Here is a 25,117-nt window from a genome sequence, read left to right as displayed (position 1 = left end):
CACGGAGTCAACCATGCTAAATCGTCTGGAAAGACTGACCCAACGCGTTGGTGGCAGTAATGAATTAGTCGATCAGTGGCTACACGCGCGTAAAGAATTGCTGGTTTCTTACTGCACACTGGTCGGCCTGAAACCCAATAAAGAAAAACATACACCTTTGAATGAAAAGGCGCTGGACAGTTTTTGCCATCACCTTGTCGACTATCTTTCTGCCGGGCATTTTCATCTTTATCCACGCATCATTGAAGAAGTCGATGGTGCCGACAGCCCGAAGAAAGTGAAGGCGGCAAAAATCTATCCTGCACTGGAACTGAATACTGAAGCTATCATGGCTTTCCATGACAGTTACACAGAAACTGATATTGATGATGACAATGCTTTCGCGTTTCATTATGCATTATCGGATATCGGTGAAGCGTTAGATGCCCGTTTTCAGCTGGAAGATCAATTAATTATCATGGCCTTCGAGCCGCCCGCGGAGGGTGCGTTACCTCCGGCGAATGAACCTGATCTCGCCAGACCGGCTTAACGTGTTACCACCCTAAGACCCTGCTCAGGGTTACAGTTTTACTTGTAGTTTAAAAAAACGCCTCCTATATTGAGGCTTCTTGTCGGAGTGCCTAGCGCATAATTTTCTGTTGAGAATTACGCCAGGCTGAGACCGTTAATTCGGGATCCGCGGAACCTGATCGGGTTAGTACCCGCGAAGGGAACAAGAGTAATGTTATGCGTTCAGCACAATCTGGCATCAGGCCGCCCGTGCTTCACCGCCCATTTTTACTCCTGCCGTAAACCTCCAGACAAGCAATTTTCCATCACGTTTTTTTGCGAGGAATTTGCTATGTCGAGTACCCAAAAACCCGTTACTTCAGAAAAGAAATCGTCAAACCGCCGCGAACAACGCGCGCAGGCTCAGTCATTTATCGACAGCCTGCAGGGCGAAGCCTTTCCAAACTCCCGCCGTATTTATCTGCACGCTGACCGCGACGATATCGGCGTGCCGATGCGTGAAATCCAGCTCAGCCCGACACTGGTCGGCGGCGGCAAAGACAATCCGCAGTTCGAAGATAACGAAGCAATCCCCGTCTATGACACCGCCGGGCCTTATGGTGATCCGTCGGCAGTGATTGATGTACACACCGGTCTGGAAAAATTACGCACCCGATGGATCAACGAGCGGGCGGACACGGAAGAACTTCCGCAGGTCAGCTCCGGCTTTACCCAGCAGCGTCTGGCGGATGAAGGTCTGGACCATCTCCGGTTCGAACACCTGCCACGCCCGCGCAAAGCGATGTCGGGTAAAAATGTCACGCAGTTGCATTACGCACGCAAAGGCATAATTACGCCTGAAATGGAATTCATCGCCATCCGCGAGAACATGGGGCGTGAGCGGATCCGCGGCGAGGTTTTGCGCCAGCAACATCCCGGCGAAAGTTTTGGTGCGCATCTGCCCGCCAACATTACGGCGGAATTCGTGCGTCAGGAAGTCGCCGCCGGTCGCGCCATCATTCCTGCCAATATCAATCACCCCGAATCAGAGCCGATGATCATTGGCCGCAATTTTCTGGTGAAAGTGAATGCCAATATCGGCAACTCGGCGGTGACATCATCCATTGAAGAAGAAGTTGAGAAACTGGTGTGGTCGACGCGCTGGGGCGCGGACACGGTAATGGATCTCTCCACCGGCCGCTATATTCATGAAACCCGTGAATGGATCCTGCGTAACAGCCCGGTGCCGATCGGTACAGTACCGATTTATCAGGCGCTGGAAAAAGTGAATGGCGTGGCCGAAGACCTGCACTGGGAAATGTTCCGCGATACGCTGCTGGAACAGGCCGAGCAAGGCGTCGATTACTTCACCATTCACGCCGGTGTGTTGCTGCGCTACGTACCGATGACCGCCAGACGCCTGACCGGCATTGTGTCGCGCGGCGGTTCAATCATGGCGAAATGGTGTCTTTCTCATCATCGCGAAAGTTTCCTGTATGAGCATTTCCGTGAAATCTGCGAAATCTGCGCCGCTTACGATGTCTCGCTGTCTCTGGGCGACGGCCTGCGTCCTGGCTCGATTCAGGATGCCAATGACGAAGCGCAGTTCGCCGAATTACGCACGCTCGGCGAACTGACTAAAATTGCCTGGGAATACGATGTTCAGGTGATGATCGAAGGGCCGGGGCATGTGCCGATGCAGATGATCCGCCGCAATATGACCGAAGAACTCGAGCATTGCCACGAAGCGCCGTTCTATACCCTCGGCCCGTTGACCACCGATATTGCGCCGGGTTACGACCATTTCACTTCCGGCATCGGTGCCGCGATGATTGGCTGGTTTGGCTGCGCCATGCTCTGTTATGTCACGCCAAAAGAGCATCTCGGCCTGCCGAACAAGGAAGACGTTAAGCAGGGTTTGATTACCTACAAAATCGCAGCCCATGCCGCCGATTTAGCCAAAGGCCATCCGGGGGCACAAATCCGCGATAACGCCATGTCAAAAGCGCGGTTCGAATTCCGCTGGGAAGACCAGTTTAATCTGGCTCTTGATCCGGCCACCGCCCGCGCCTACCACGATGAAACACTGCCGCAGGAATCCGGCAAAGTCGCACACTTCTGTTCAATGTGTGGCCCGAAATTCTGTTCGATGAAAATTACTCAGGAAGTTCGCGATTACGCCGCCGCGCTGGAAGCCAAAGCCCAGCCAATAGAACTCGTTGAATCCGGTATGGCGCAGATGTCAGCTGAATTCCGTTCACGCGGCAGCGAGCTTTATCATCCTGCCACGGAGATCAACAAATGAATCAGTCATCGCAACCCTTCCCCGCCGTTCCTTTTCACCTCGGTTTATATCCGGTGGTTGATACGGTGGAATGGATCGCCCGCCTGCTGGAAGCGGGCGTTAAAACCTTACAACTGCGCGTGAAAGACTTACCCGATGAGGAAGCCGAACCGGCCATTATTGATGCCATCGAGCTGGGAGCGAAATATCAGGCGCGGTTATTCATCAACGATTACTGGCGTCTGGCAGTAAAACATCAGGCTTATGGCGTGCATCTGGGTCAGGAAGATCTGGATACTGCCGACCTTGAGGCAATCCGTCAGGCCGGTTTACGACTGGGCGTGTCCACCCACGACGATGATGAAATGGCGCGCGCTGTCGCCGTCAATCCTTCGTATATCGCCCTCGGCCATATCTTCCCGACGCAGACCAAAGATATGCCTTCGGCACCGCAGGGGCTGACAGAACTGGCCCGACACATTAAGCAACTCGACGGGAAATTCCCGACGGTAGCTATCGGCGGGATCAGCATTGAACGCGCGCTGTCGGTTCTCGACTGCGGCGTCGGCAGCATTGCCGTCGTCAGCGCCATTACACAGGCAACGGACTGGCGCGCTGCCACCGCCGAACTGCTGGCTTTATGCGCCAGCAAGGTGCCGGGAAATGCTTAACGATGCGGCATTTATGCGCTACAGCCGCCAGCTGATGCTGGAGGAATTTGGCCCGCAGGCGCAGGAAAAGTTACAGGCGGCGAAAGTGCTGATTGTCGGACTCGGCGGGCTGGGTTCTCCCGCCGCGTTATATCTGGCGGCGGCCGGCGTTGGCACGCTGGTTCTGGCCGATGACGATCAGCTGCATATCACCAATCTTCAGCGACAAATCCTCTATCGCACGGCAGACCTTGATCAGAACAAAGCGACGCTGGCAAAGCGCGAACTGCTGCGCCTCAACCCGTTGTGTGAAGCCGTAGCCCTGACAGAACGGCTGGCAGGGGAAGCGTTAACCGGAGCCGTGTCGGGTGCCGATATCGTTTTGGATTGCAGCGATAACATGGAAACCCGACATGCGATCAATAAAGCCTGCGTGGATGCGGGGAAAACCTTGATCAGCGGCAGCGCCGTCGGATTCAGTGGCCAGCTTCTGGTACTCGACGCTCCCTACGTACACGGTTGTTATGCCTGTCTGTATCCGGATCAGGAAACGGTGCAGCGCAACTGCCGCACATCGGGTGTGCTCGGGCCGGTCGTCGGCACCCTCGGCACACTTCAGGCGCTGGAAGCACTGAAAATTCTTGCCGGGTTACCATCAACACTGAGCGGAAAGTTGCGGCTGTTCGACGGTAAAACACAGAACTGGCGATCGTTGCAACTCACGCGTTCTCCAGCCTGTTCTGTTTGCGGAGGCCATCCGTGAACATTCTGGTTAATGACGAACCGCATCACGTCGCAGAGCCAATTACGCTGCATGCCCTGCTCAATCTGCTGGCGCTGAATCCGGCGGGCAGCGCACTGGCAGTCAATCAGGTCATTATCCCCCGTGATCACTGGGCTGCACATTGGCTGGAAGACGGTGATGAGATCCTGCTTTTTCAGGCGATAGCCGGAGGCTGACATGTTAAAAATTGCTGATACCACATTTACGTCGCACCTTTTTACCGGAACCGGGAAATTCGCCAGCCCTGCGCTGATGCAACAGGCGCTGGCGGCATCCGGTTCTCAACTGGTGACCATGGCGATGAAGCGCGTCGATCTGCGTCGCGGTGGTGATGACATTCTTTCCCCGCTGCAACAACTCGGCGTGCGGTTACTGCCCAATACATCGGGGGCAAAAACGGCGGAAGAAGCAGTGTTCGCCGCACAACTGGCAAGAGAAGCTTTGGGTACCCACTGGGTAAAACTGGAAATTCATCCGGATGTAAAATATCTGCTTCCCGATGCCGTCGAAACGCTGAAAGCCGCAGAGATTCTGGTGAAACAGGGTTTTGTTGTTTTGCCGTATTGCAGCGCGGATCCGGTTTTGTGTAAGCGTCTTGAAGAAGCGGGTTGTGCCGCCGTTATGCCGCTGGGTGCGCCGATTGGCTCCAATCAGGGACTGCAAACCCGCGAGTTTCTGCAAATTATCATCGAACAGGCGCGCATTCCGGTGGTTGTTGATGCCGGTATTGGTGCGCCGAGTCAGGCTGCGGAGGCGCTGGAACTGGGTGCTGATGCCGTGCTGGTCAACACCGCGATTGCCGTCGCGGGCGATCCGGTCGCGATGGCCACCGCGTTCCGGCTGGCGGTTCAGGCCGGGGTTATCGCCCGCCAGAGCGGTTTGGGTGGCAGACAACGCCACGCCAGCGCGTCCAGTCCGCTGACCGGTTTCCTTAATACCTCGCAGGCGTTGTCATGAATAATTTTACGGATGTCTGGTCAACGCTGAACTGGGATGACATTTCCCTGCGCATCAATAGCAAAACATCCCGTGATGTGGAAAAGGCGCTCAGCCGCAACAAAATCAGTCGGGAAGATTTCATGGCACTGATTTCTCCGGCTGCGCTGCCTTATCTGGAACCGATGGCGCAGCGTGCGCAACAACTCACGCGCCAGCGGTTCGGCAACACGGTGAATTTCTTCGCACCGCTGTATTTATCCAATCTTTGCGCCAACGAATGTACCTATTGCGGCTTTTCGATGAGCAACAAAATTAAACGTAAAACGCTGGATGAGGATGAAATCAGGCGGGAGTGCGAAGCGCTGAATACGCTGGGCTTCAAACATCTGTTGCTGGTCACCGGCGAACACAAAGGAAAGGTCGGCATGGACTATTTTCGCCGTCACTTCCCGGCGATCAGACGTCATTTTGATTCGCTGATGATTGAGGTTCAGCCGCTGCAACAGGAAGAATATGCCGAGCTGAAAACATTGGGGCTGGATGGCGTGCTGGTTTATCAGGAAACCTATCATGCGCCGACGTATGCTTTGCATCATCTTCGCGGGCAGAAACAGGATTTCTTCTGGCGGCTCGAAACCCCGGACCGGCTCGGGCGTGCGGGAATCGATAAAATCGGGCTGGGTGCGCTGTTCGGCCTCTCAGGAAACTGGCGGACTGACAGTTATATGGTGGCCGAGCATTTGTTGTACCTGCAACAATCTTACTGGCAAAGCCGCTATTCGGTGGCGTTTCCCAGATTGCGTCCCTGCACCGGCGGCATCGAACCGGCTTCCCTGCTGGAAGAAAATCAGCTGGTACAACTGATTTGCGCTTTCAGAATGCTGGCGCCGGATGTCGAGCTTTCACTGTCGACACGTGAATCGCCTTATTTTCGGGATCACGTTATTCCGCTGGCGATCAACACCGTCAGTGCCGGATCCAAAACACAGCCCGGCGGCTATGCCGATGATCATCCTGAACTGGAGCAATTTGCGCCGCACGACAACCGTTCGCCTCAACATGTGGCGAACGCGTTAACCCGCGCCGGGCTGCAACCGGTCTGGAAAGACTGGGACAGTTTTTTGGGGCGCGTCTCGCAGGAAAATGTCGCCGGATGACAAACTGATAAACTCTCAGGAATGCAGATTCCATAAAGTGATTTTGCTCCTCGCGCCAGCACGCAGCGGGCATTACTGTGCTTTTGCCGCTGCACATTCGCAGATGGCCGGCGCCACGCATCCCGGTGCTGCTTCCAAATAGCCGGAACAGGTTATCGTCCAGTTCCCTGTTCCGGCTCCTCTTTCCAGAGCGTTTCAACTCGCACACTTCAGGCAAAAAAAAACCGCTCCCGAAGGAGCGGTTCTATGCGTTTCGACAGAAGACGATTAATCGTCGCTGTTACCGAAACCTGCGTTCAGCAGTTCAGCCAGGTTAGCCGTTGCTTCATCCGCGCTGACTTGCGGTACAACTGGCACTTCGCCTTGTGCTTTACGGCGTGCACGATCCTGGTGATAAGCGTAACCGGTACCGGCTGGGATCAGACGGCCAACGATAACGTTCTCTTTCAGGCCACGCAGTTCATCACGTTTACCGGCAACAGCCGCTTCGGTAAGAACACGCGTGGTTTCCTGGAACGACGCTGCAGAGATGAAGGATTCGGTCGCCAGGGATGCCTTGGTGATACCGAGCAGGTCACGGCTGAATGTTGCCGTGATTTTGCCTTCAGCTTCCAGCTTACGGTTAGCTATTTTAACGCGAGACATTTCTGCCTGCTCGCCTTCCAGGAAGTCAGTGCCACCAGCGCTAACGATGGTGCCTTTACGCAACATCTGACGAACGATAACTTCGATGTGCTTATCGTTAATCTTAACGCCTTGCAGACGGTAAACTTCCTGCACTTCGTTGGTGATGTAGCGGGTAACCGCGTGAACACCACGTAAACGCAAGATGTCGTGCGGAGACTCAGGGCCGTCGGATACGACGTCACCACGTTCCACAACTTCGCCTTCGAACACGTTCAGCTGACGCCATTTAGGGATCATTTCTTCGTAAGCATCGCTGCCATCTAACGGAGAAATTACCAGACGACGTTTGCCTTTGGTTTCTTTACCGAAGGAGATGATCCCGCTGATTTCAGCAAGGATTGCAGGCTCTTTCGGACGACGTGCTTCGAACAGGTCAGCAACGCGTGGCAGACCACCGGTGATGTCCTTGGTACCGCCGGATTCCTGAGGAATACGCGCCAGGGTGTCACCAGAGTGGATCTGAGTACCATCTTCCAGCTGAACAATCGCTTTACCTGGCAGGAAGTATTGAGCAGGCATATCAGTACCTGGGATCAATACGTCGTCGCCTTTAGCGTCAACGATTTTCAGTGCCGGACGCAGGTCTTTACCGCTACCGGTACGCTCTGCAGAGTCCAGAACAACCAGAGAAGACAAACCGGTCAGGTCGTCGGTCTGGCGTGTGATGGTCTGAGTATCCACCATATCGGCAAAGCGAATGAAACCACTCACTTCACTGATAACTGGCATGGTGTGCGGATCCCAGTTAGCAACGGTTTCGCCGCCGTTAACTGATGCGCCATCGCCTTTGCCCATCACGGAACCGTAAGGCACTTTATAGCTTTCTTTGGTACGACCGAATTCGTCGATCAATTTCAGCTCAGTGTTACGGGAAGTGATCACCAGTTTGCCGTTAGAGTTGCTAACGTGCTTGTGGTTGCTCAGTTTAATGGTACCAGTGTTCTTAACCTGGATGCTGGATTCCGCTGCCGCACGAGATGCCGCACCACCGATGTGGAACGTACGCATCGTCAGCTGGGTACCCGGCTCACCGATGGACTGTGCTGCAATAACACCGATCGCTTCACCTTTGTTGATGATGTGACCACGTGCCAGGTCGCGACCGTAGCAGTTTGCACACACACCAAAGTCGGTTTCGCAACTTACGACTGAACGTACTTTCACGCTGTCGACTGAGTTCTCTTCTAACAGATCACACGTCTTCTCGTGAAGCAGGGTGTTACGTGGAACCAGGATATCCGCCGTACCCGGCTTGAGGATATCTTCTGCAGTCACACGACCCAGTACACGCTCACGCAGTGGTTCTTTAACGTCGCCACCTTCGATGACCGGAGTCATCATGATGCCTTCGTGAGTCCCACAGTCGTCTTCGGTCACAACCAGATCCTGCGCGACGTCAACCAGACGACGGGTCAGATAACCGGAGTTAGCCGTTTTAAGTGCGGTATCCGCCAAACCTTTACGAGCACCGTGAGTAGAGATGAAGTACTGGAGTACGTTCAGACCTTCACGGAAGTTCGCGGTGATTGGCGTTTCAATGATGGAACCATCTGGTTTCGCCATCAGGCCACGCATACCGGCCAGCTGACGAATCTGTGCAGCAGAACCACGCGCACCGGAGTCGGCCATCATAAAGATACTGTTGAAGGAAACCTGCTGTTCAACAACACCGTCACGGTTGACAACGTCTTCAACAGACAAGTTTTCCATCATTGCCTTAGCAACACGTTCGTTGGCCGCAGCCCAGATGTCGATCACTTTGTTATAGCGTTCGCCAGCAGTGACCAGACCAGACTGGAACTGTTCCTGGATTTCAGCAACTTCGGTTTCTGCTTCTTCGATGATCTCTGCTTTCTTCGCAGGGATTACCATGTCATCGATACCTACTGACGCGCCTGAACGGGCAGCGTAAGCAAAACCGGTGTACATGATCTGGTCAGCAAAAATAACGGTCGGCTTCAGGCCCAAAATGCGGTAACAGGTGTTCAGCATTTTGGAGATAGCTTTTTTGCCCAGAGGCTGGTTGACGATAGAGAACGGCAGACCTTTAGGTACGATCATCCAAAGGATGGCGCGACCAACTGTCGTGTCGATAATCGACGTCTTGTGCGTAACTTCGCCTTCGGTATTTTTGATCTCTTCTGTAATACGCACTTTGACACGCGCATGCAGAGAGGCCAAACCGGCGCGGTAAATACGCTCAGCTTCTTTAGGACCGGTCAGAACCATGCCTTCGCCTTTGGCGTTAACACAGTCACGAGTCATGTAGTACAGACCCAATACAACGTCCTGAGAAGGAACGATGATTGGCTCGCCGTTCGCAGGTGACAGGATGTTGTTGGTAGACATCATCAACGCACGCGCTTCCAGCTGAGCTTCCAGCGTCAACGGTACGTGAACAGCCATCTGGTCACCATCGAAGTCGGCGTTATATGCCGCACAAACCAGCGGGTGCAGCTGAATTGCTTTACCTTCGATCAGAACCGGTTCAAACGCCTGGATACCTAAACGGTGCAGGGTTGGTGCACGGTTCAGCAGTACCGGGTGTTCGCGGATAACTTCGTCCAGGATATCCCAAACGACAGCTTCTTCGCGCTCAACCATTTTTTTAGCGGCTTTGATGGTGGTGGCCAGGCCACGCAGTTCCAGCTTGCCGTAAATGAACGGTTTGAACAGTTCCAGCGCCATTTTCTTCGGCAGACCACACTGGTGCAGACGCAGGTATGGACCTACGGTGATAACGGAACGACCAGAGTAGTCGACACGTTTACCCAGCAAGTTCTGACGGAAACGACCCTGTTTACCTTTAATCATGTCTGCCAGAGATTTCAGCGGACGCTTGTTAGAGCCGGTGATTGCACGACCGCGACGGCCGTTATCCAGCAAAGCATCTACCGCTTCTTGCAGCATACGTTTTTCGTTACGTACGATGATGTCTGGCGCAGCCAGATCCAGCAGGCGTTTCAGACGGTTGTTACGGTTGATCACGCGACGATACAGATCGTTCAGATCCGACGTTGCGAAACGGCCGCCGTCCAACGGAACCAATGGACGCAAGTCTGGTGGCAGTACCGGCAGCACAGTCAGGATCATCCACTCTGGTTTGTTACCAGACTGAACGAACGCTTCCAGCAGCTTGATACGCTTGGTCAGCTTCTTACGTTTGGTTTCGGAGTTGGTTTCGTTCAACTCTTCACGCAGTTGCTCGCACTCTGCTTCCAGATCCATGTTTTTCAACAGGGCCTGAATAGCTTCCGCACCCATCTTCGCGTCGAACTCATCACCAAACTCTTCCAACGCATCCAGATACTGCTCTTCAGTCAGGATCTGGCGTTTTTCGAGGTTAGTCATGCCGCCTTCGATAACCACATAGGATTCGAAGTACAGAACACGTTCGATATCACGCAGTGGCATATCCAGCAGCAAACCGATGCGCGATGGCAGCGATTTCAGGAACCAGATGTGTGCAGTCGGGGAAGCCAGTTCGATGTGGCCCATACGCTCACGGCGTACTTTAGTCTGGGTCACTTCAACGCCGCACTTCTCGCAGATCACGCCGCGATGTTTTAAACGCTTGTACTTACCGCACAGGCATTCGTAGTCTTTTACTGGTCCGAAGATACGGGCACAGAAAAGGCCGTCACGTTCTGGTTTGAACGTACGGTAGTTAATGGTTTCTGGCTTCTTAACTTCACCAAAAGACCAAGAACGGATCATGTCTGGCGATGCCAGAGCAATTTTGATCGCATCAAACTCTTCGGTCTTAGTTTGCGCTTTCAGAAACTTTAGTAAGTCTTTCACGGATTGGCTCCCGTCGGGTTAGACCTGTTAGGCACCTGATCTGTATTGATTAACAGGCAGGTGCCCCTGTGATCAGTGCGAATTCGAGTACTTACTCGTCTTCCAGCTCGATGTTGATACCCAGAGAACGGATTTCTTTCAACAGTACGTTGAAGGATTCCGGCATGCCTGGTTCCATACGATGATCGCCATCTACGATGTTTTTATACATCTTAGTACGGCCGTTCACGTCATCGGACTTAACAGTCAGCATTTCCTGTAGGGTATACGCGGCACCGTATGCTTCCAGTGCCCACACTTCCATCTCACCGAAGCGCTGACCACCGAACTGAGCTTTACCACCCAGCGGCTGCTGAGTAACAAGGCTGTAAGAACCGGTAGAACGCGCGTGCATCTTATCGTCAACAAGGTGGTTCAGTTTCAGCATGTACATGTAGCCGACGGTAACCTGACGCTCGAATTGCTCGCCGGTACGGCCGTCAAACAGTGTGATCTGGCCAGAGGTTGGGATTCCGCCCATTTCAAGCAGTTGCTTGATCTCTGACTCTTTCGCACCGTCGAAGACTGGTGTTGCGATTGGCATACCTTTTTTCAGGTTCTCAGCCAGACGCAATACTTCGTCATCGGTGAAGGTGGTCAGATCAACTTTCTGACAAACGTCGTCGCCCAGATCATAGGCACGCTGGATGAACTCGCGCAGCTTAGAAACTTCTTCCTGTTTCTTCAGCATGGCATTGATTTTTTCACCAATACCTTTCGCGGCCATACCCAGGTGGGTTTCCAAAATCTGACCAATGTTCATACGTGATGGAACGCCCAGCGGGTTCAGTACGATATCAACAGGTGTTCCGTTTTCATCGTAAGGCATATCTTCGATCGGGTTGATCTTGGAGATAACACCTTTGTTACCGTGGCGGCCTGCCATCTTGTCACCAGGCTGGATTTGACGTTTAACGGCCAAATACACTTTAACGATTTTCAGCACGCCTGGTGCCAGATCATCGCCCTGAGTGATTTTACGACGCTTAGCTTCGAGTTTTTTCTCAAACTCGGATTTCAGTTCGTCGTACTGTTCAGCAAGCTGTTCCAACTGATTCTGTTTGTCTTCGTCTGTCAGTGACAGTTCTAACCAACGATCGCGAGGCAATTTGCCCAGCTTGTCAGCTTCAACACCGCCAGCAACCAGCGCAGACTGGATACGTGCAAACAGACCGGCTTCCAGGATCTGCAGCTCTTCAGTCAGGTCTTTCTTAGCCTGCTTCAGCTGCATCTCTTCGATTTCCAACGCACGCTTGTCTTTTTCCACGCCATCGCGGGTGAAGACTTGCACGTCGATAACCGTACCGGAAACGCCGTTTGGTACACGCAGAGAAGAGTCTTTAACATCAGACGCTTTCTCACCGAAGATCGCACGCAGCAGTTTCTCTTCTGGCGTCAGCTGGGTTTCACCTTTAGGCGTTACCTTACCAACCAGAATGTCACCACCGGTCACTTCAGCACCGATATAAACGATACCGGATTCATCCAGTTTGGAGAGCGCAGCTTCACCCACGTTAGGGATGTCAGCGGTGATCTCTTCAGGCCCTAACTTGGTGTCACGGGACACACATGCCAGTTCCTGGATATGGATGGTGGTGAAGCGGTCTTCCTGCACAACACGTTCGGAGACCAAGATGGAGTCTTCGAAGTTGTAACCGTTCCAAGGCATGAACGCGACACGCATGTTCTGACCCAGAGCCAGTTCGCCCAGATCTGTTGACGGACCATCTGCCAGCACGTCGCCGCGCTCGATAGGTTCGCCCAGATTCACACACGGCATCTGGTTGATGCAGGTGTTCTGGTTAGAACGGGTGTATTTGGTCAGGTTATAAATGTCGATACCTGCTTCGCCCGGGTACATCTCTTCTTCGTTAACACGAATAACGATACGGGATGCATCCACGTACTGAACAATACCGCCACGTTTGGCTACGGCAGTAACACCGGAGTCAACCGCTACAGCACGTTCCATACCAGTACCTACCAGCGGCTTATCAGCGCGCAGGGTCGGAACTGCCTGACGTTGCATGTTCGCACCCATCAATGCACGGTTGGCGTCATCGTGTTCCAGGAATGGAATCAGTGAAGCACCAACGGATACAACCTGCTGGGTGGAAACGTCCATGTAGTCAACCTGATCGCGGCTAAACAGGCTTGATTCGCCTTTGCTACGACAAGTGACCAGGTCTTCAATGAAGCGCCCTTCTTCGTCCAGGTTGGAGTTCGCCTGAGCGATAACGAAGTTGCCTTCTTCAATGGCAGACAGATAGTTGATTTCATCAGTCACCAGACCATCACGTACGCGACGGTAAGGGGTTTCCAGGAAACCGTACTCATTAGTCTGTGCATAGACAGACAAGGAGTTGATCAGACCGATGTTTGGACCTTCTGGCGTTTCGATTGGACATACGCGACCGTAGTGAGTCGGGTGTACGTCTCGAACTTCAAAGCCAGCACGTTCACGGGTCAAACCGCCCGGGCCCAATGCAGAGATACGACGTTTGTGCGTAATCTCAGACAACGGGTTGTTCTGGTCCATAAATTGTGACAGCTGGCTTGAACCGAAGAATTCTTTCACCGCAGCCGAAATCGGCTTAGCGTTGATCATATCCTGAGGCATCAATGTGTCGAGGTCGCCCAGAGAGAGACGCTCTTTAACCGCACGCTCAACACGAACCAGACCAACACGGAATTGGTTTTCAGCCATTTCGCCAACGGAACGAATACGACGGTTGCCCAAGTGGTCGATATCATCCACTTCGCCCTGGCCGTTACGAATGCCGATCAGCTTTTTCATCACCTGAATGATGTCGTCTTTGCTCAGGATACCTGAACCTTCGATTTCATCACGCAGCAGAGAACGGTTGAACTTCATACGACCTACAGCAGAGAGGTCGTAACGATCTTCAGAGAAGAACAGGTTCTCGAACAGGCTTTCAGCCGCTTCACGCGTTGGTGGCTCACCAGGACGCATCATTCGGTAGATCTCAACCAGTGCGCTCAGGCGATCGCTGGTTGGGTCGACGCGAATGGTCTCGGACATGTACGCGCCATGATCGAGGTCGTTGGTGAACAGCGTTTCAATGGTTTTGTGACCGGACTGGCTCAGTTTCGCCAGCAGATCCAGAGACAATTCCATGTTAGCCGGGACGATCAGCTCACCGGTATTGGTGTCGATGTAGTCTTTAGAGACCACTTTCCCTGCGATGTACTCAACAGGAACTTCGATGCGCTGAATCTCGTCTTTTTCAAGCTGACGAATATGACGGGCAGTGATGCGGCGGCCTTTTTCTACATAGACTTTGCCGTCAGCTTCAATATCAAAGGAAGCTGTTTCACCGCGCAGGCGCTCAGGTACCAGTTCCATCTGCAACTTGTTGTCGCGGATCTGGTAAGTCACCTTGTCAAAGAACAGGTCAAGGATCTGTTCAGTCGTGTAATTTAATGCACGCAGAATGATGGTCGCAGGCAATTTACGGCGACGGTCAATACGTACAAACAGGTTGTCTTTCGGGTCAAACTCGAAATCCAACCATGAACCGCGGTAAGGGATGATACGTGCGTTATAAAGCACTTTACCCGAGGAGTGGGTTTTACCCTTATCGCTGTCGAAGAATACGCCCGGACTACGGTGCAGCTGAGATACGATAACCCTCTCAGTACCGTTAATCACAAAGGTACCATTTTCGGTCATGAGCGGAATTTCGCCCATATAGACTTCTTGTTCCTTGATGTCTTTGACCGTACCTTCTGGTGCTTCGCGCTCGTAGATTACCAGACGCAGTTTCACGCGCAGTGGCGCGGAGAACGTCACACCGCGGATCTGGCATTCTTTAACGTCGAATACAGGCTCACCAAGACGGTAGCTAACGTATTGCAGCTCAGAGTTACCGCTGTAGCTCTTGATAGGGAATACAGAACGGAATGCAGCTTCCAGACCGTACTGGCCTTCCGGATCTTGCTCGATAAACTTCTGGAACGAGTCAAGCTGGATAGAAAGGAGATATGGAATGTCCAGAACTTGTGGACGTTTACCAAAATCCTTACGAATGCGTTTTTTCTCGGTATAGGAGTAAACCATAGGGTTCCTCAGCTCGCTGATCAGTGACCCAATCTTGTCTGCCCTGAGAAGGACAGTTCATGCAACACCGTTTATGTCGACCGGAAAGCAGGAACGCTTTCCGCAATATCTGTTTTCTACCACTCTTAAATCATTTCGTTGTGCGTTATCTGTAGATGAGCTACAGCAAGGGGCAGCAATATATTAAGGCGTCTATAGAAAGAGATATTAGAGTAGTTCAGTGCTCAAACAGTGTGAAACACCACTGACACTCTATAGCGCAAAAAGGCTGGTGACTAAAAAGTCACCAGCCATCAGTCTGTTAGGACAGACTGCACTCCGGGAAGTTAAACTTACTTAACTTCAACAGAAGCACCAGCTTCTTCCAGAGATTTTTTCAGAGCTTCAGCGTCGTCTTTGCTGATGCCTTCTTTCAGAGCTGCTGGAGCAGACTCAACCAGGTCTTTAGCTTCTTTCAGACCCAGGCCAGTCGCGGTGCGAACAGCTTTGATAACTGCAACTTTGTTCGCGCCTACAGCGGCCAGAACAACGTCGAACTCAGTTTTTTCTTCAACAGCTTCAGCAGCAGCAGCAGGACCTGCAACAGCAGCAGCAGCAGAAACGCCGAATTTCTCTTCCATAGCGGAGATCAGTTCAACGATTTCCATTACAGACAGAGCTGCAACGCCTTCAATGATTTGTTCTTTAGTGATTGACATTTCAAGTGTTCCTAGAATTCAGAAATAGTGTATACGTAAGCAAATGAACGAGATAAAAAAGGCTGATTAAGCAGCTTCTTTCTGATCGCGTACAGCAGCCAGAGTGCGAACCAATTTGCCTGCAGAGGCTTCTTTCATGGTTGCCATCAGGCGTGCGATTGCTTCTTCGTAAGTAGGCAGAGTTGCCAAGCGGTCGATTTGAGCCGCAGAGATAAACTCACCTTCAAAGGCCGCAGCTTTAACCTCAAATTTTGCATTCGCTTTAGCGAAATCTTTGAACAGACGGGCAGCAGCGCCTGGGTGTTCAGTAGAGAATGCAATCAAGGTTGGACCGACAAACGTGTCTTTCAGGCACTCAAACTGAGTACCTTCTACGACGCGACGCATCAAGGTGTTACGAACAACACGCATGTAAACGCCAGCTTCACGACCTGCTTTACGCAGTTCAGTCATTTTATCTACAGTTACGCCACGGGAATCCGCAACAACCGCAGACAGCGCGCCTTTGGCTACTTCGATGACTTCAGCAACAATCGCTTGTTTGTCTTGAAGATTTAATGCCATTAGCTTTTTGCTCCTGGATTTAGCCGGGGAAAATCCCCGGAACTCACATCACTTGTTATCGAGTATCGATATCAAGCGTTCAAACACGGTGAGCAGAGAATCCAGCAAAGACAAATCTTAATTCTTTATAAAAAAGACAAAGAAATATTTTCTTCAGGCTCTGTCACCGTCTACGCAGGAAGGATTAAGTCCCTTTCAGGACACCTGCGGTCTTGGACGGAGGTCTGGATAGGCCAGACTCCAACCGAAAATTCTTGGTTTCGCATTAACGAAACAACGGGCCATAGATTCTAGACAAATCTATCGCCCGCGTAAAGCGATAAACGTCAGCAGTTAATTAGTTAACTGTTGCGCTCAGGCCGCTTTGATCAACAGAAAGACCTGCGCCCATGGTAGTGGACAGGCTTACTTTCTTGATGAAAACGCCTTTAGCCTGAGAAGGCTTCGCTTTTTTCAGAGCGACCAACAGAGCTTCCAGGTTTTCTTTCAGCTTGTCGGATTCGAAATCAACCTTACCGATAGTGGTATGGATGATGCCGTTTTTGTCGTTACGGTAACGAACCTGACCCGCTTTAGCGTTCTTAACTGCTTCAGCAACGTTAGGAGTTACAGTACCCACTTTCGGGTTAGGCATCAGACCACGTGGGCCCAGTACCTGACCTAATTGGCCAACAACGCGCATTGCATCAGGAGATGCAATAACAACGTCGAAGTTCATTTCGCCTTTCTTGATCATGTCAGCCAGATCTTCCATACCTACCAGCTCAGCGCCTGCAGCTTTAGCAGCTTCAGCGTTTGCACCTTGGGTGAAGACGGCAACGCGAACAGAACGACCGGTGCCGTGTGGCAGTACGGTTGCGCCGCGAACGTTTTGATCAGATTTACGAGCGTCGATGCCGAGGTTAACAGCAACGTCAACGCTTTCTACGAATTTAGCAGTGGCCAGCTCTTTGAGCAGAGCAACGGCTTCGGTGATGTCATACTGTTTAGTAGCATCAACTTTGTCACGGATCACGCGCATGCGCTTGGTCAGCTTAGCCATTTATTAATCCTCCACTACCAGGCCCATGGAACGAGCAGTACCTTCGATGGAGCGAGTCATCGCTTCAACGTCAGAACCAGTCATGTCCGCAGCTTTGGTTTCTGCGATTTCACGAACCTGAGCACTCGTTACTTTACCCACTTTGTCTTTGTTCGGCTTGCCGGAACCAGACTTGATACCAGCCGCTTTCTTCAGCAGTACTGCTGCAGGAGGGGTTTTGGTAACAAAGGTGAAAGAACGGTCAGAGTAAACAGTAATAACAACAGGAATCGGTAAGCCTTTTTCCATGCTATCAGTTTTAGCATTGAACGCTTTACAGAATTCCATGATGTTCACGCCTTGCTGACCCAGAGCTGGACCAACTGGCGGACTTGGGTTTGCCATACCAGCTGCAACTTGCAGCTTAACGTAGGCTTGTACTTTCTTGGCCATGGTAAATATCCTCGTTTGGGTAATATCGCCTGTTTGAAGAGGCTCCCCGTTATTTACAGAACTTTGTTCTTTATCTTTTTATGTGCAGAGACCACACATAAAAACAAAAGGCGCGAAATTATAGTTCAATTTCGCGCCCTGTACAACATCTGTTCTAATGAATATTGAGAACGCTGTTGTTAGCCTTTTTCTACCTGACCGAAGTCCAGTTCAACCGGTGTTGCACGGCCAAAGATGGATACAGACACTTTCAGGCGGCTTTTTTCGTAATCAACTTCTTCGACCACACCATTGAAGTCCGCAAACGGACCGTCGTTAACACGCACCAGTTCGCCTGGTTCAAACAGTGTTTTAGGACGTGGCTTATCACCCACTTGTTGCAGGCGATTCATGATCGCATCAACTTCTTTATCGCTGATTGGTGCAGGACGATCTGACGTTCCGCCAATGAAGCCCATGACACGAGGAACGCTGCGAACTAAGTGCCAGCTGGCATCATTCATCACCATTTGTACCAGCACATAACCCGGGAAGAATTTACGTTCACTTTTACGGCGTTGGCCACCACGGATCTCAACCACTTCTTCGGTTGGAACCATGACTTCACCAAACAGTTCTTCCATGTCATGTAATTTGATGTGCTCACGCAGCGATTGCGCTACGCGGCCTTCAAAGCCGGAAAACGCCTGAACGACGTACCAACGTTTTTTAGGTGCTTCAGACATTTAGAACCTCAAGCCAGTAATGAAAGATACCAGGCGGACTAAAATACCATCCAGCCCCCACAGAATCAGAGACATAACGGCAGTCACCGCAGCAACGATCAGTGTGGTATGCAATGTTTCCTGGCGCGTTGGCCAAATGACTTTACGTACTTCAGTACGCGCTTCGCGAGCAAACGCGACTGTCGCTTTGCCTTTAGTGGTCAATAATGCCACCGCACCTGCAATTGCGATAATAACTACTACGGCTAACGCGCGTAACGGCAGGCTGTATGCACGGTAATAGTAGTTACCGACAATAGCTACAACCAACAAAACGGCAACAACCAGCCACTTTACCGCTTCCAGGCCGCGCCCGCTCCCTTGAGCCTCGGTATTCGCACTCATAAACCAACCCGTCACAATGATTCAGAACAAACAACTTTGCCTCGCATTGCGAGGCAAACCAAACCGATCGATGCTCTACTAGAGCGCAATTCGGTGTTTTACGCTATATCTCAGAGCCTATCTCACCAGTGATTATGACGTATAAATCGCTGATGAGATAGGTTCTCGCGCCACAGCGTAGAAAAAAGGGCATCGAATGATGCCCTTTTAGGGTGTATTGCGTCAACGAATAGTGACAAAAAATTATCAGCGATTAAGCGATAACTTTAGCAACAACACCAGCACCTACAGTACGGCCGCCTTCACGGATTGCGAAACGCAGACCGTCATCCATCGCGATTGGGTGGATCAAGGTAACAACCATTTTGATGTTGTCACCTGGCATTACCATTTCAACGCCTTCTGGCAGTTCGATGGTACCGGTCACGTCAGTTGTACGGAAGTAGAACTGTGGACGGTAGCCTTTGAAGAATGGAGTATGACGACCACCTTCATCTTTGCTCAGAATGTACACTTCAGATTCGAACTGGGTGTGTGGTTTGATTGAGCCTGGTTTAGCCAGAACCTGACCACGTTCAATATCTTCACGTTTGATACCACGCAGCAGAACACCAACGTTCTCACCAGCACGGCCTTCGTCCAGCAATTTGCGGAACATTTCAACGCCAGTACAAGTTGATTTAGCAGTATCTTTGATACCAACGATTTCAACTTCTTCGCCAACTTTAACGATACCGCGCTCTACACGACCGGTAACAACTGTACCACGGCCGGAGATGGAGAATACGTCTTCGATTGGCAGCAGGAATGGCTTGTCAATTGCGCGCTCTGGTTCTGGGATGTAGCTGTCCAGGAAACCGGCCAGTTCGATGATTTTTGCTTCGTACTCTGCGTCGCCTTCCAGTGCTTTCAGCGCTGAACCACGAACAACTGGAGTGTCATCGCCTGGGAAGTCATAAGTAGACAGAAGTTCACGAACTTCCATTTCTACCAGTTCCAGCAGCTCTTCGTCATCAACCATGTCACATTTGTTCAGGAACACGATGATGTAAGGAACGCCAACCTGGCGACCCAGCAGGATGTGCTCACGAGTCTGTGGCATAGGGCCATCAGTTGCAGCAACAACCAGGATAGCGCCGTCCATCTGAGCAGCACCAGTGATCATGTTTTTCACGTAGTCGGCGTGCCCTGGGCAGTCAACGTGCGCGTAGTGACGGCTTGGGGTGTCATATTCAACGTGAGAAGTGTTGATGGTGATACCACGAGCTTTTTCTTCTGGTGCGTTATCGATCTGGTCGAATGCGCGTGCAGAACCGCCGTAGGTTTTAGCCAGAACGGTAGTGATTGCTGCAGTCAGGGTAGTTTTACCGTGGTCAACGTGGCCGATAGTACCAACGTTAACGTGCGGTTTTGTACGTTCAAACTTTTCTTTAGACATCGATTGTCCCTCTAAGACACGGTTAAATCGGTGGTATCACCACATCAACCAAGCATTTGCTTGACGAATTAGTTTACAGAAAGAAAATCAGGAGGGAGAATTTGGAAGTGGTGCTGATAGGCAGATTCGAACTGCCGACCTCACCCTTACCAAGGGTGCGCTCTACCAACTGAGCTATATCAGCACATACTTGGAGCGGGCAGTGGGAATCGAACCCACATCATCAGCTTGGAAGGCTGAGGTAATAGCCATTATACGATGCCCGCATCCTGGAACTCGGCTACCTGATTTTTCTGAAGAACTCGAAGACGGGGAAAAGGACGTGAGACGCTTAATTCCTCACCTTCACTTGAAGCGACTCTTTCACTTCAAGCTGCCTCATTGCTAAGGCTTGTATGGTGGTGGGGGAAGGATTCGAACCTTCGAAGTCGATGACGGCAGATTTACAGTCTGCTCCCTTTGGCCGCTCGGGAACCCCACCTAATTGTTAAGTACTTGAATGGTGCCGGCACCAAGAGTCGAACTCGGGACCTACTGATTACAAGTCAGTTGCTCTACCAACTGAGCTATGCCGGCATCAAGTGCTGCGCATTCTATGGAGAGTTTACGGCCTATGCAACAAAAAAATTGCATGTTTTGCGCTATCGCTCATGTTTTATTCAAAAAGTAAGCATTTTCCCTTTCTTTGGGGTTTAAAGGCTCAAATTCTATTCAAAATCCCTGTGTCTTCGTGCCTGGCAATGGGCAGGGTGATCTCTTTCCTTTCTGCCATTCATTGAAACACATCATTCGCAGAGCGCAATCCTGAGATTTATGCACCGCAAATGGGCTCTTGCTTCATTAATGAACATCAAAAGACATTTCTTTCCAGGTTGCGCCTGATTTTCCGACCAAAAATTCTGGCGCATATATTGCAACCCCTCTGGCGAACACCCTGGTTTATCAAATGAAGGAGTGCGCAATGAAAATTGTCATGCTCAATGCTGCAACGTTACCTGTCTACAGAGATGAACTGGCGCAGTTGCTGGTAGATGCCAACAGTCAAGGTGCCTGCGTTGGCTTTCCACATATCACCGGGCATAAAGAGGCCGAAGACGCTTTTCATGACCTGCGCCCTGCACTATCTCAAAATGAGCGATTACTGTGGATTGCCAGAGATGAGCAGGGTGTAATCGGCACAGTCCAGCTTGACTTAGCCCATTCGTCAGATCAGTCCCATCAGGCGGAGGTCGTCACTCTGCTGGTCAGTTCCCGCGCCAAGCGACGTGGTGTAGGCCGTTTGTTGATGCGTGAGCTGGAAAATACCGCCCAGGGGTTGCGTTGCTCTGTATTGTCCTCAGATATGCAGTCCGGCTCAGAGGCAGAAGCCTTCTACCGCGCTCAGGGATACCGATGCGCTGAGCTCAGGCAGGACGCTGTCCGCTACAGCAGAAAAAATGATGTGGTCTATTACAAACAACTTTCGCCTTTCCCACACGCATCCCTCCCCCTCTTTTAGTCCTTAAGCAGTGTGGTGAGCGTTCACCGCACTGTTACAGGCACCCTGCGTTTACATCATTTTCTTAAAAAATTTTTAACTCAATCAAAGAAATCGATAAGTTATAAGAAAAAGATCTCCCCCAAAAATTAAGGTGTCTATAATATGCTGCTGGTTTACTGTCTGGAGTTGGCGTGATCGCCTTTCCTGACCTGCGCTAACAGGCAGACTTTAACTTATGAAAAAAAGAGACCCATCTTTGGCAACTCCTTATCTGCAATTCGATCGTGCGCAGTGGGCAGCCTTACGTGATTCAGTACCGCTCACGCTCAAAGAAGCGGAAGTGGTGAACCTGAAAGGCATAAACGAGGATTTATCCCTCGAGGAAGTTGCGCAAATCTATCTGCCGCTTTCGCGCCTTCTCAATTTTTACATCAGTTCTAACTTGCGCCGACAAGCCGTGCTGGAACAGTTCCTCGGTACAGATGGACAAAAAATCCCTTACGTCATTGGAATTGCGGGAAGTGTGGCGGTGGGTAAAAGTACCACTGCCCGTGTCCTTCAGGCATTGCTAAGCCGTTGGCCAGAGCATCGTTCCGTAGAACTGATTACCACTGATGGTTTCCTTTATCCCAACAAGACGCTCCAGGAGCGCGGGATAATGAAGAAAAAAGGATTCCCACAGTCTTACGATATGCATCAACTGGTGAATTTCGTCTCAGAAGTTAAGTCCGGGGCGAAACATGTGACAGCCCCTGTCTATTCACATCTGATTTACGATGTGATCCCTGATGGCAATAAAGTCATTGAGCAACCCGATATTCTGATCCTGGAAGGGTTGAATGTCTTACAAAGTGGTATGGATTATCCCCATGACCCGCATCATGTATTTGTTTCTGACTTTGTCGATTTCTCTATATACGTTGATGCGCCCGAAGACTTGTTACAAGGCTGGTATATTAACCGGTTCCTTAAATTCAGACAGGGTGCATTTTCAGATCCGGATTCTTATTTCCACCATTATGCAAAATTGCCTGAAGAAGAAGCAGTGAACATTGCAACGCAATTGTGGAATGAGATTAATGGATTGAATTTGAAAGAAAACATATTGCCAACGCGTGAACGAGCCAGCTTAATTCTGACCAAAAGTGCTAACCATGCAGTTGAAAGCGTTCGGTTAAGAAAATAAATAACTCACCTTAATTGAATAAAGGAGAGCAAACGCTCTCCTTTATTTTAATCAGACGCCGCGCAGTGAAATCTCACCACCAATATAAGGTTTTTGCACGCCATCCTGTTCAAGCAACAGTGCTCCCTGAGCATCAATACCTCGCTCGATACCATGAATTTCCTGATCACCGATGAGTAATTTAACCGGGCGGTCCAGGAAGTTATCTAATCCCCGCCAGCGGGTAATAAATGGCGCCAATCCTTCCTGCTCGAAATGTAATAATGCTGACCGTAGTTCTTTCAGTAAGGTTGCGGTGAGTTCATTACGATCAATATTAACCCCCGCCTCCTGCAGATTTATCCATCCCTGATTGATCGTGTCTGTCGCGGGTTCTCGCATCTTAAGGTTGATTCCCGCACCAATAACCAGCTGTGCCGCATCTCCGGTTTTGCCGGTTAATTCAACCAGTATCCCCGCCAGCTTGCGGTCATTAAGATAAAGATCATTAGGCCATTTTACGCGTACATCTTTCGCACCCAGTCGCTGCAGAACTTCTGCCATTACAATGCCGATAACCAGGCTCAGCCCCATTGCTGCGGCAGGTCCCTGTTCCAGCTTCCAGTACATAGAAAGATAAAGATTACTGCCAAAAGGTGAGAACCACTTGCGCCCGCGACGTCCTCGCCCCGCCTGTTGGTATTCTGCTACGCACGCATCCCCAGAACTTAATTCGCCAATTCGGTCCATAAGATACTGGTTAGTAGAATCGATGACGGGCAAAACCCTGACCTGACCTGCCGGAAGCAGTGCAAGGATCTTCTCTTCGTCGAGCAACTGGATAGGATATGGCAGGCTGTAACCTTTACCAGGGACAGTAAAGATATCAACGCCCCAGTCACGTACCGTCTGGATATGTTTATTAATCGCAGCACGGCTCATGCCCATGGCTGTACCTAACTGTTCGCCGGAATGAAATTCACCATCAGCTAAAATAGAAATCAACTGCAGAGGAACGGTAATATCTTTCATGACAGTGCTCCCACAGCGTTTACTTCACCATTACCTGCGATAAAACGAACTTCAGGTTCAAGCCAGATACCAAATTTTTCAGCAACAGCATCACGCACATATTTTGCCAATGCGCGTACATCTGCACTGCTTGCGTGATCTTTGTTAATCAGTACCAAAGCCTGTTTATCGTGAACGGCAGCCCCACCAATGGCAAAGCCTTTCAGACCGGCCTGTTCAACCAACCAACCGGCTGCCAGCTTTATTTGCCCGTTAGCCTGCGGATAAGAAGGCATAGTGGGATATACGCTGCTGATTTTCTCCGCTACCGATGCATCCACGGCAGGGTTCTTGTAGAAACTTCCGGCATTACCGGTAACGGCAGGATCTGGCAATTTGTTTTGTCGCATCGCGCAAACGGAATCAAAGATTTCACGGGGAGTGACAGTCTCTGGATCTAAGCGGCTCAGATCTCCATATGTTAATTTTGGTTGCCAGTGTTTTTTTAGCTTCAGACCTACAGAGACAATGGCATATCCGTCTTTATAGGCATGTTTAAATATGCTCTCGCGATAACCAAACTGGCATTCTGCAGATGTTAAACGGGTCACTTTCCCTGCCTGAAGATCCAAAACATCAACGTATTCACAAACGCTTTGCAGCTCGATTCCGTATGCACCAATATTTTGAATCGGGGCAGAACCTACACATCCCGGAATTAAAGCAAGATTCTCGAGACCTGCAATATTATGATCTAGGGCGTAACACACCAGATGGTGCCAGTTTTCACCCGCCCCGACATGCAGCAACCACTCATCAGCATTTTCAGTCAGACTGATCCCTTTGATCCGATTCAGGACTACTGACCCTGCAAAATCCTCAAGGAAAAGAACATTACTTCCTTCACCTAAAAGCAAAAATGGCTGCTGTTTTTCCTGCGCTGATTTCCATGCGGCAATCAGTTGTTCAACATTTTGAGCATGAATAATTTCAGCCGCATCAGCCGCCAGAGAAAATGTATTCAGGGATTGAAGAGAAGTACCGCCAGTCGACATAACAATATTACTCATGAGTGACTTATTTAGGCTTAGTTTAACCGATTCGATATCCGGTTACGTAACGTTTTACAGGGTGGGCGAAATAGCTGATGTGAGAATGGGATGAATAATATACATGCTGCCTCAAATTTTCCATAGCAAAAAGCCCTGTACGTCAGTACAGGGCTTTCCACTTATTTGATGCCTGGCAGTTGATGACCCACTTCGTG

Annotated in this window: 20 protein-coding genes, 4 tRNA genes and 1 riboswitch; of the genes, 9 read left to right on the top strand and 15 right to left on the bottom strand. The window is 50.8% G+C overall.

Translation table 11 applies throughout. The annotated features are described in order from the left end of the window. The first annotated feature begins 13 nt into the window (after nucleotides 1-13). The 7 genes from rsd (at nucleotide 14) to thiH (ending at nucleotide 6,303) form a co-directional block, all read left to right on the top strand. Complete coding sequence (rsd, locus tag EYY67_RS22740) at nucleotides 14-529, top strand: sigma D regulator (RefSeq protein ID WP_095924293.1); 516 nt, start codon at nucleotides 14-16, stop codon at nucleotides 527-529. Between the two features lie 73 nt (nucleotides 530-602). Further along, nucleotides 603-729, top strand: a riboswitch (TPP riboswitch). A 112-nt stretch (nucleotides 730-841) separates the two neighbouring features. Continuing rightward, nucleotides 842-2,794, top strand: a complete 1,953-nt coding sequence (gene thiC / locus EYY67_RS22735; RefSeq protein WP_131694441.1) for a phosphomethylpyrimidine synthase ThiC — start codon at nucleotides 842-844, stop codon at nucleotides 2,792-2,794. Next, nucleotides 2,791-3,444 carry a thiamine phosphate synthase gene (gene thiE / locus EYY67_RS22730; RefSeq protein ID WP_131694440.1) on the top strand — a complete coding sequence of 218 codons (654 nt, stop codon included), beginning with the start codon at nucleotides 2,791-2,793 and terminating at the stop codon, nucleotides 3,442-3,444. Before thiC ends, thiE begins: the two co-directional genes overlap by 4 nt. After that, a complete protein-coding gene (locus tag EYY67_RS22725; protein WP_095924290.1) occupies nucleotides 3,437-4,186 on the top strand; it encodes a HesA/MoeB/ThiF family protein in 750 nt (249 codons plus the stop codon). Before thiE ends, EYY67_RS22725 begins: the two co-directional genes overlap by 8 nt. Next, nucleotides 4,183-4,383, top strand: a complete 201-nt coding sequence (gene thiS / locus EYY67_RS22720) for a sulfur carrier protein ThiS (protein ID WP_119823105.1) — start codon at nucleotides 4,183-4,185, stop codon at nucleotides 4,381-4,383. The genes EYY67_RS22725 and thiS overlap by 4 nt, the downstream gene beginning before the upstream one ends. Before the next feature lies 1 nt (nucleotide 4,384). Continuing rightward, a complete protein-coding gene (locus EYY67_RS22715) occupies nucleotides 4,385-5,164 on the top strand; it encodes a thiazole synthase (RefSeq protein WP_095924288.1) in 780 nt (259 codons plus the stop codon). Beyond that, the gene (gene thiH, locus EYY67_RS22710) at nucleotides 5,161-6,303 is read left to right on the top strand and encodes a 2-iminoacetate synthase ThiH (RefSeq protein ID WP_095924287.1); all 1,143 of its coding nucleotides are present in this window, start codon (nucleotides 5,161-5,163) and stop codon (nucleotides 6,301-6,303) included. The genes EYY67_RS22715 and thiH overlap by 4 nt, the downstream gene beginning before the upstream one ends. A 267-nt stretch (nucleotides 6,304-6,570) precedes the next feature. Here the strand turns inward: thiH and rpoC are convergent, their stop codons facing one another. The 13 genes from rpoC to EYY67_RS22645 all read right to left on the bottom strand — a co-directional run bounded on the left by rpoC (nucleotide 6,571) and on the right by EYY67_RS22645 (nucleotide 20,770). Beyond that, nucleotides 6,571-10,791 (bottom strand): DNA-directed RNA polymerase subunit beta', encoded by a 4,221-nt coding sequence (gene rpoC, locus EYY67_RS22705; protein ID WP_095924286.1) that lies wholly within the window; start codon nucleotides 10,789-10,791, stop codon nucleotides 6,571-6,573. Between the two features lie 91 nt (nucleotides 10,792-10,882). After that, on the bottom strand, nucleotides 10,883-14,911 hold the full coding sequence (gene rpoB / locus EYY67_RS22700) for a DNA-directed RNA polymerase subunit beta (RefSeq protein ID WP_095924285.1): 4,029 nt from the start codon (nucleotides 14,909-14,911) through the stop codon (nucleotides 10,883-10,885). A 332-nt stretch (nucleotides 14,912-15,243) separates the two neighbouring features. Further along, nucleotides 15,244-15,609, bottom strand: a complete 366-nt coding sequence (rplL, locus tag EYY67_RS22695; protein WP_013577410.1) for a 50S ribosomal protein L7/L12 — start codon at nucleotides 15,607-15,609, stop codon at nucleotides 15,244-15,246. 66 nt (nucleotides 15,610-15,675) lie between these two features. Further along, the gene (gene rplJ / locus EYY67_RS22690; protein WP_013577411.1) at nucleotides 15,676-16,173 is read right to left on the bottom strand and encodes a 50S ribosomal protein L10; all 498 of its coding nucleotides are present in this window, start codon (nucleotides 16,171-16,173) and stop codon (nucleotides 15,676-15,678) included. Nucleotides 16,174-16,510: 337 nt separating this feature from the next. After that, complete coding sequence (gene rplA, locus EYY67_RS22685; protein ID WP_095924284.1) at nucleotides 16,511-17,215, bottom strand: 50S ribosomal protein L1; 705 nt, start codon at nucleotides 17,213-17,215, stop codon at nucleotides 16,511-16,513. Between the two features lie 3 nt (nucleotides 17,216-17,218). Further along, the gene (gene rplK / locus EYY67_RS22680) at nucleotides 17,219-17,647 is read right to left on the bottom strand and encodes a 50S ribosomal protein L11 (RefSeq protein ID WP_013577413.1); all 429 of its coding nucleotides are present in this window, start codon (nucleotides 17,645-17,647) and stop codon (nucleotides 17,219-17,221) included. 179 nt (nucleotides 17,648-17,826) lie between these two features. Beyond that, on the bottom strand, nucleotides 17,827-18,372 hold the full coding sequence (gene nusG, locus EYY67_RS22675; protein WP_009639145.1) for a transcription termination/antitermination protein NusG: 546 nt from the start codon (nucleotides 18,370-18,372) through the stop codon (nucleotides 17,827-17,829). Beyond that, nucleotides 18,373-18,756: a preprotein translocase subunit SecE gene (secE, locus tag EYY67_RS22670; protein ID WP_034794996.1), complete on the bottom strand. Its 384-nt coding sequence runs from the start codon at nucleotides 18,754-18,756 to the stop codon at nucleotides 18,373-18,375. It abuts the gene before it with no gap. A gap of 253 nt (nucleotides 18,757-19,009) precedes the next feature. Next, the gene (gene tuf, locus EYY67_RS22665) at nucleotides 19,010-20,194 is read right to left on the bottom strand and encodes an elongation factor Tu (RefSeq protein ID WP_095924283.1); all 1,185 of its coding nucleotides are present in this window, start codon (nucleotides 20,192-20,194) and stop codon (nucleotides 19,010-19,012) included. 108 nt (nucleotides 20,195-20,302) lie between these two features. Continuing rightward, nucleotides 20,303-20,378: transfer RNA gene (locus EYY67_RS22660), tRNA-Thr, on the bottom strand. A 7-nt stretch (nucleotides 20,379-20,385) separates the two neighbouring features. Continuing rightward, nucleotides 20,386-20,460 (bottom strand) — tRNA-Gly (locus EYY67_RS22655). Between the two features lie 130 nt (nucleotides 20,461-20,590). Further along, nucleotides 20,591-20,675 (bottom strand) — tRNA-Tyr (locus EYY67_RS22650). 19 nt (nucleotides 20,676-20,694) lie between these two features. After that, nucleotides 20,695-20,770: transfer RNA gene (locus EYY67_RS22645), tRNA-Thr, on the bottom strand. A gap of 385 nt (nucleotides 20,771-21,155) precedes the next feature. On the opposite strand from EYY67_RS22645, the gene EYY67_RS22640 reads away from it, so the two are divergent. Together EYY67_RS22640 and coaA are read left to right on the top strand one after the other, a co-directional pair. Continuing rightward, entirely contained in the window at nucleotides 21,156-21,692 is a 537-nt protein-coding gene (locus EYY67_RS22640) for a GNAT family N-acetyltransferase (RefSeq protein ID WP_095924282.1), read from the top strand. Nucleotides 21,693-21,909: 217 nt separating this feature from the next. Next, nucleotides 21,910-22,860 (top strand): type I pantothenate kinase, encoded by a 951-nt coding sequence (coaA, locus tag EYY67_RS22635; RefSeq protein WP_095924281.1) that lies wholly within the window; start codon nucleotides 21,910-21,912, stop codon nucleotides 22,858-22,860. A gap of 51 nt (nucleotides 22,861-22,911) precedes the next feature. Here the strand turns inward: coaA and birA are convergent, their stop codons facing one another. Next, nucleotides 22,912-23,871: a bifunctional biotin--[acetyl-CoA-carboxylase] ligase/biotin operon repressor BirA gene (gene birA / locus EYY67_RS22630; RefSeq protein ID WP_095924280.1), complete on the bottom strand. Its 960-nt coding sequence runs from the start codon at nucleotides 23,869-23,871 to the stop codon at nucleotides 22,912-22,914. After that, nucleotides 23,868-24,905 (bottom strand): UDP-N-acetylmuramate dehydrogenase, encoded by a 1,038-nt coding sequence (gene murB / locus EYY67_RS22625; RefSeq protein ID WP_131694445.1) that lies wholly within the window; start codon nucleotides 24,903-24,905, stop codon nucleotides 23,868-23,870. The genes birA and murB overlap by 4 nt, the downstream gene beginning before the upstream one ends. Nucleotides 24,906-25,117 lie beyond the last annotated feature (212 nt).

Source organism: Rahnella victoriana (assembly GCF_004330295.1).
Lineage (GTDB): Bacteria > Pseudomonadota > Gammaproteobacteria > Enterobacterales > Enterobacteriaceae > Rahnella > Rahnella victoriana.
Note: the sequence above shows the minus strand (reverse complement) of the source record. Positions and strands in the feature narration are given on the sequence as shown.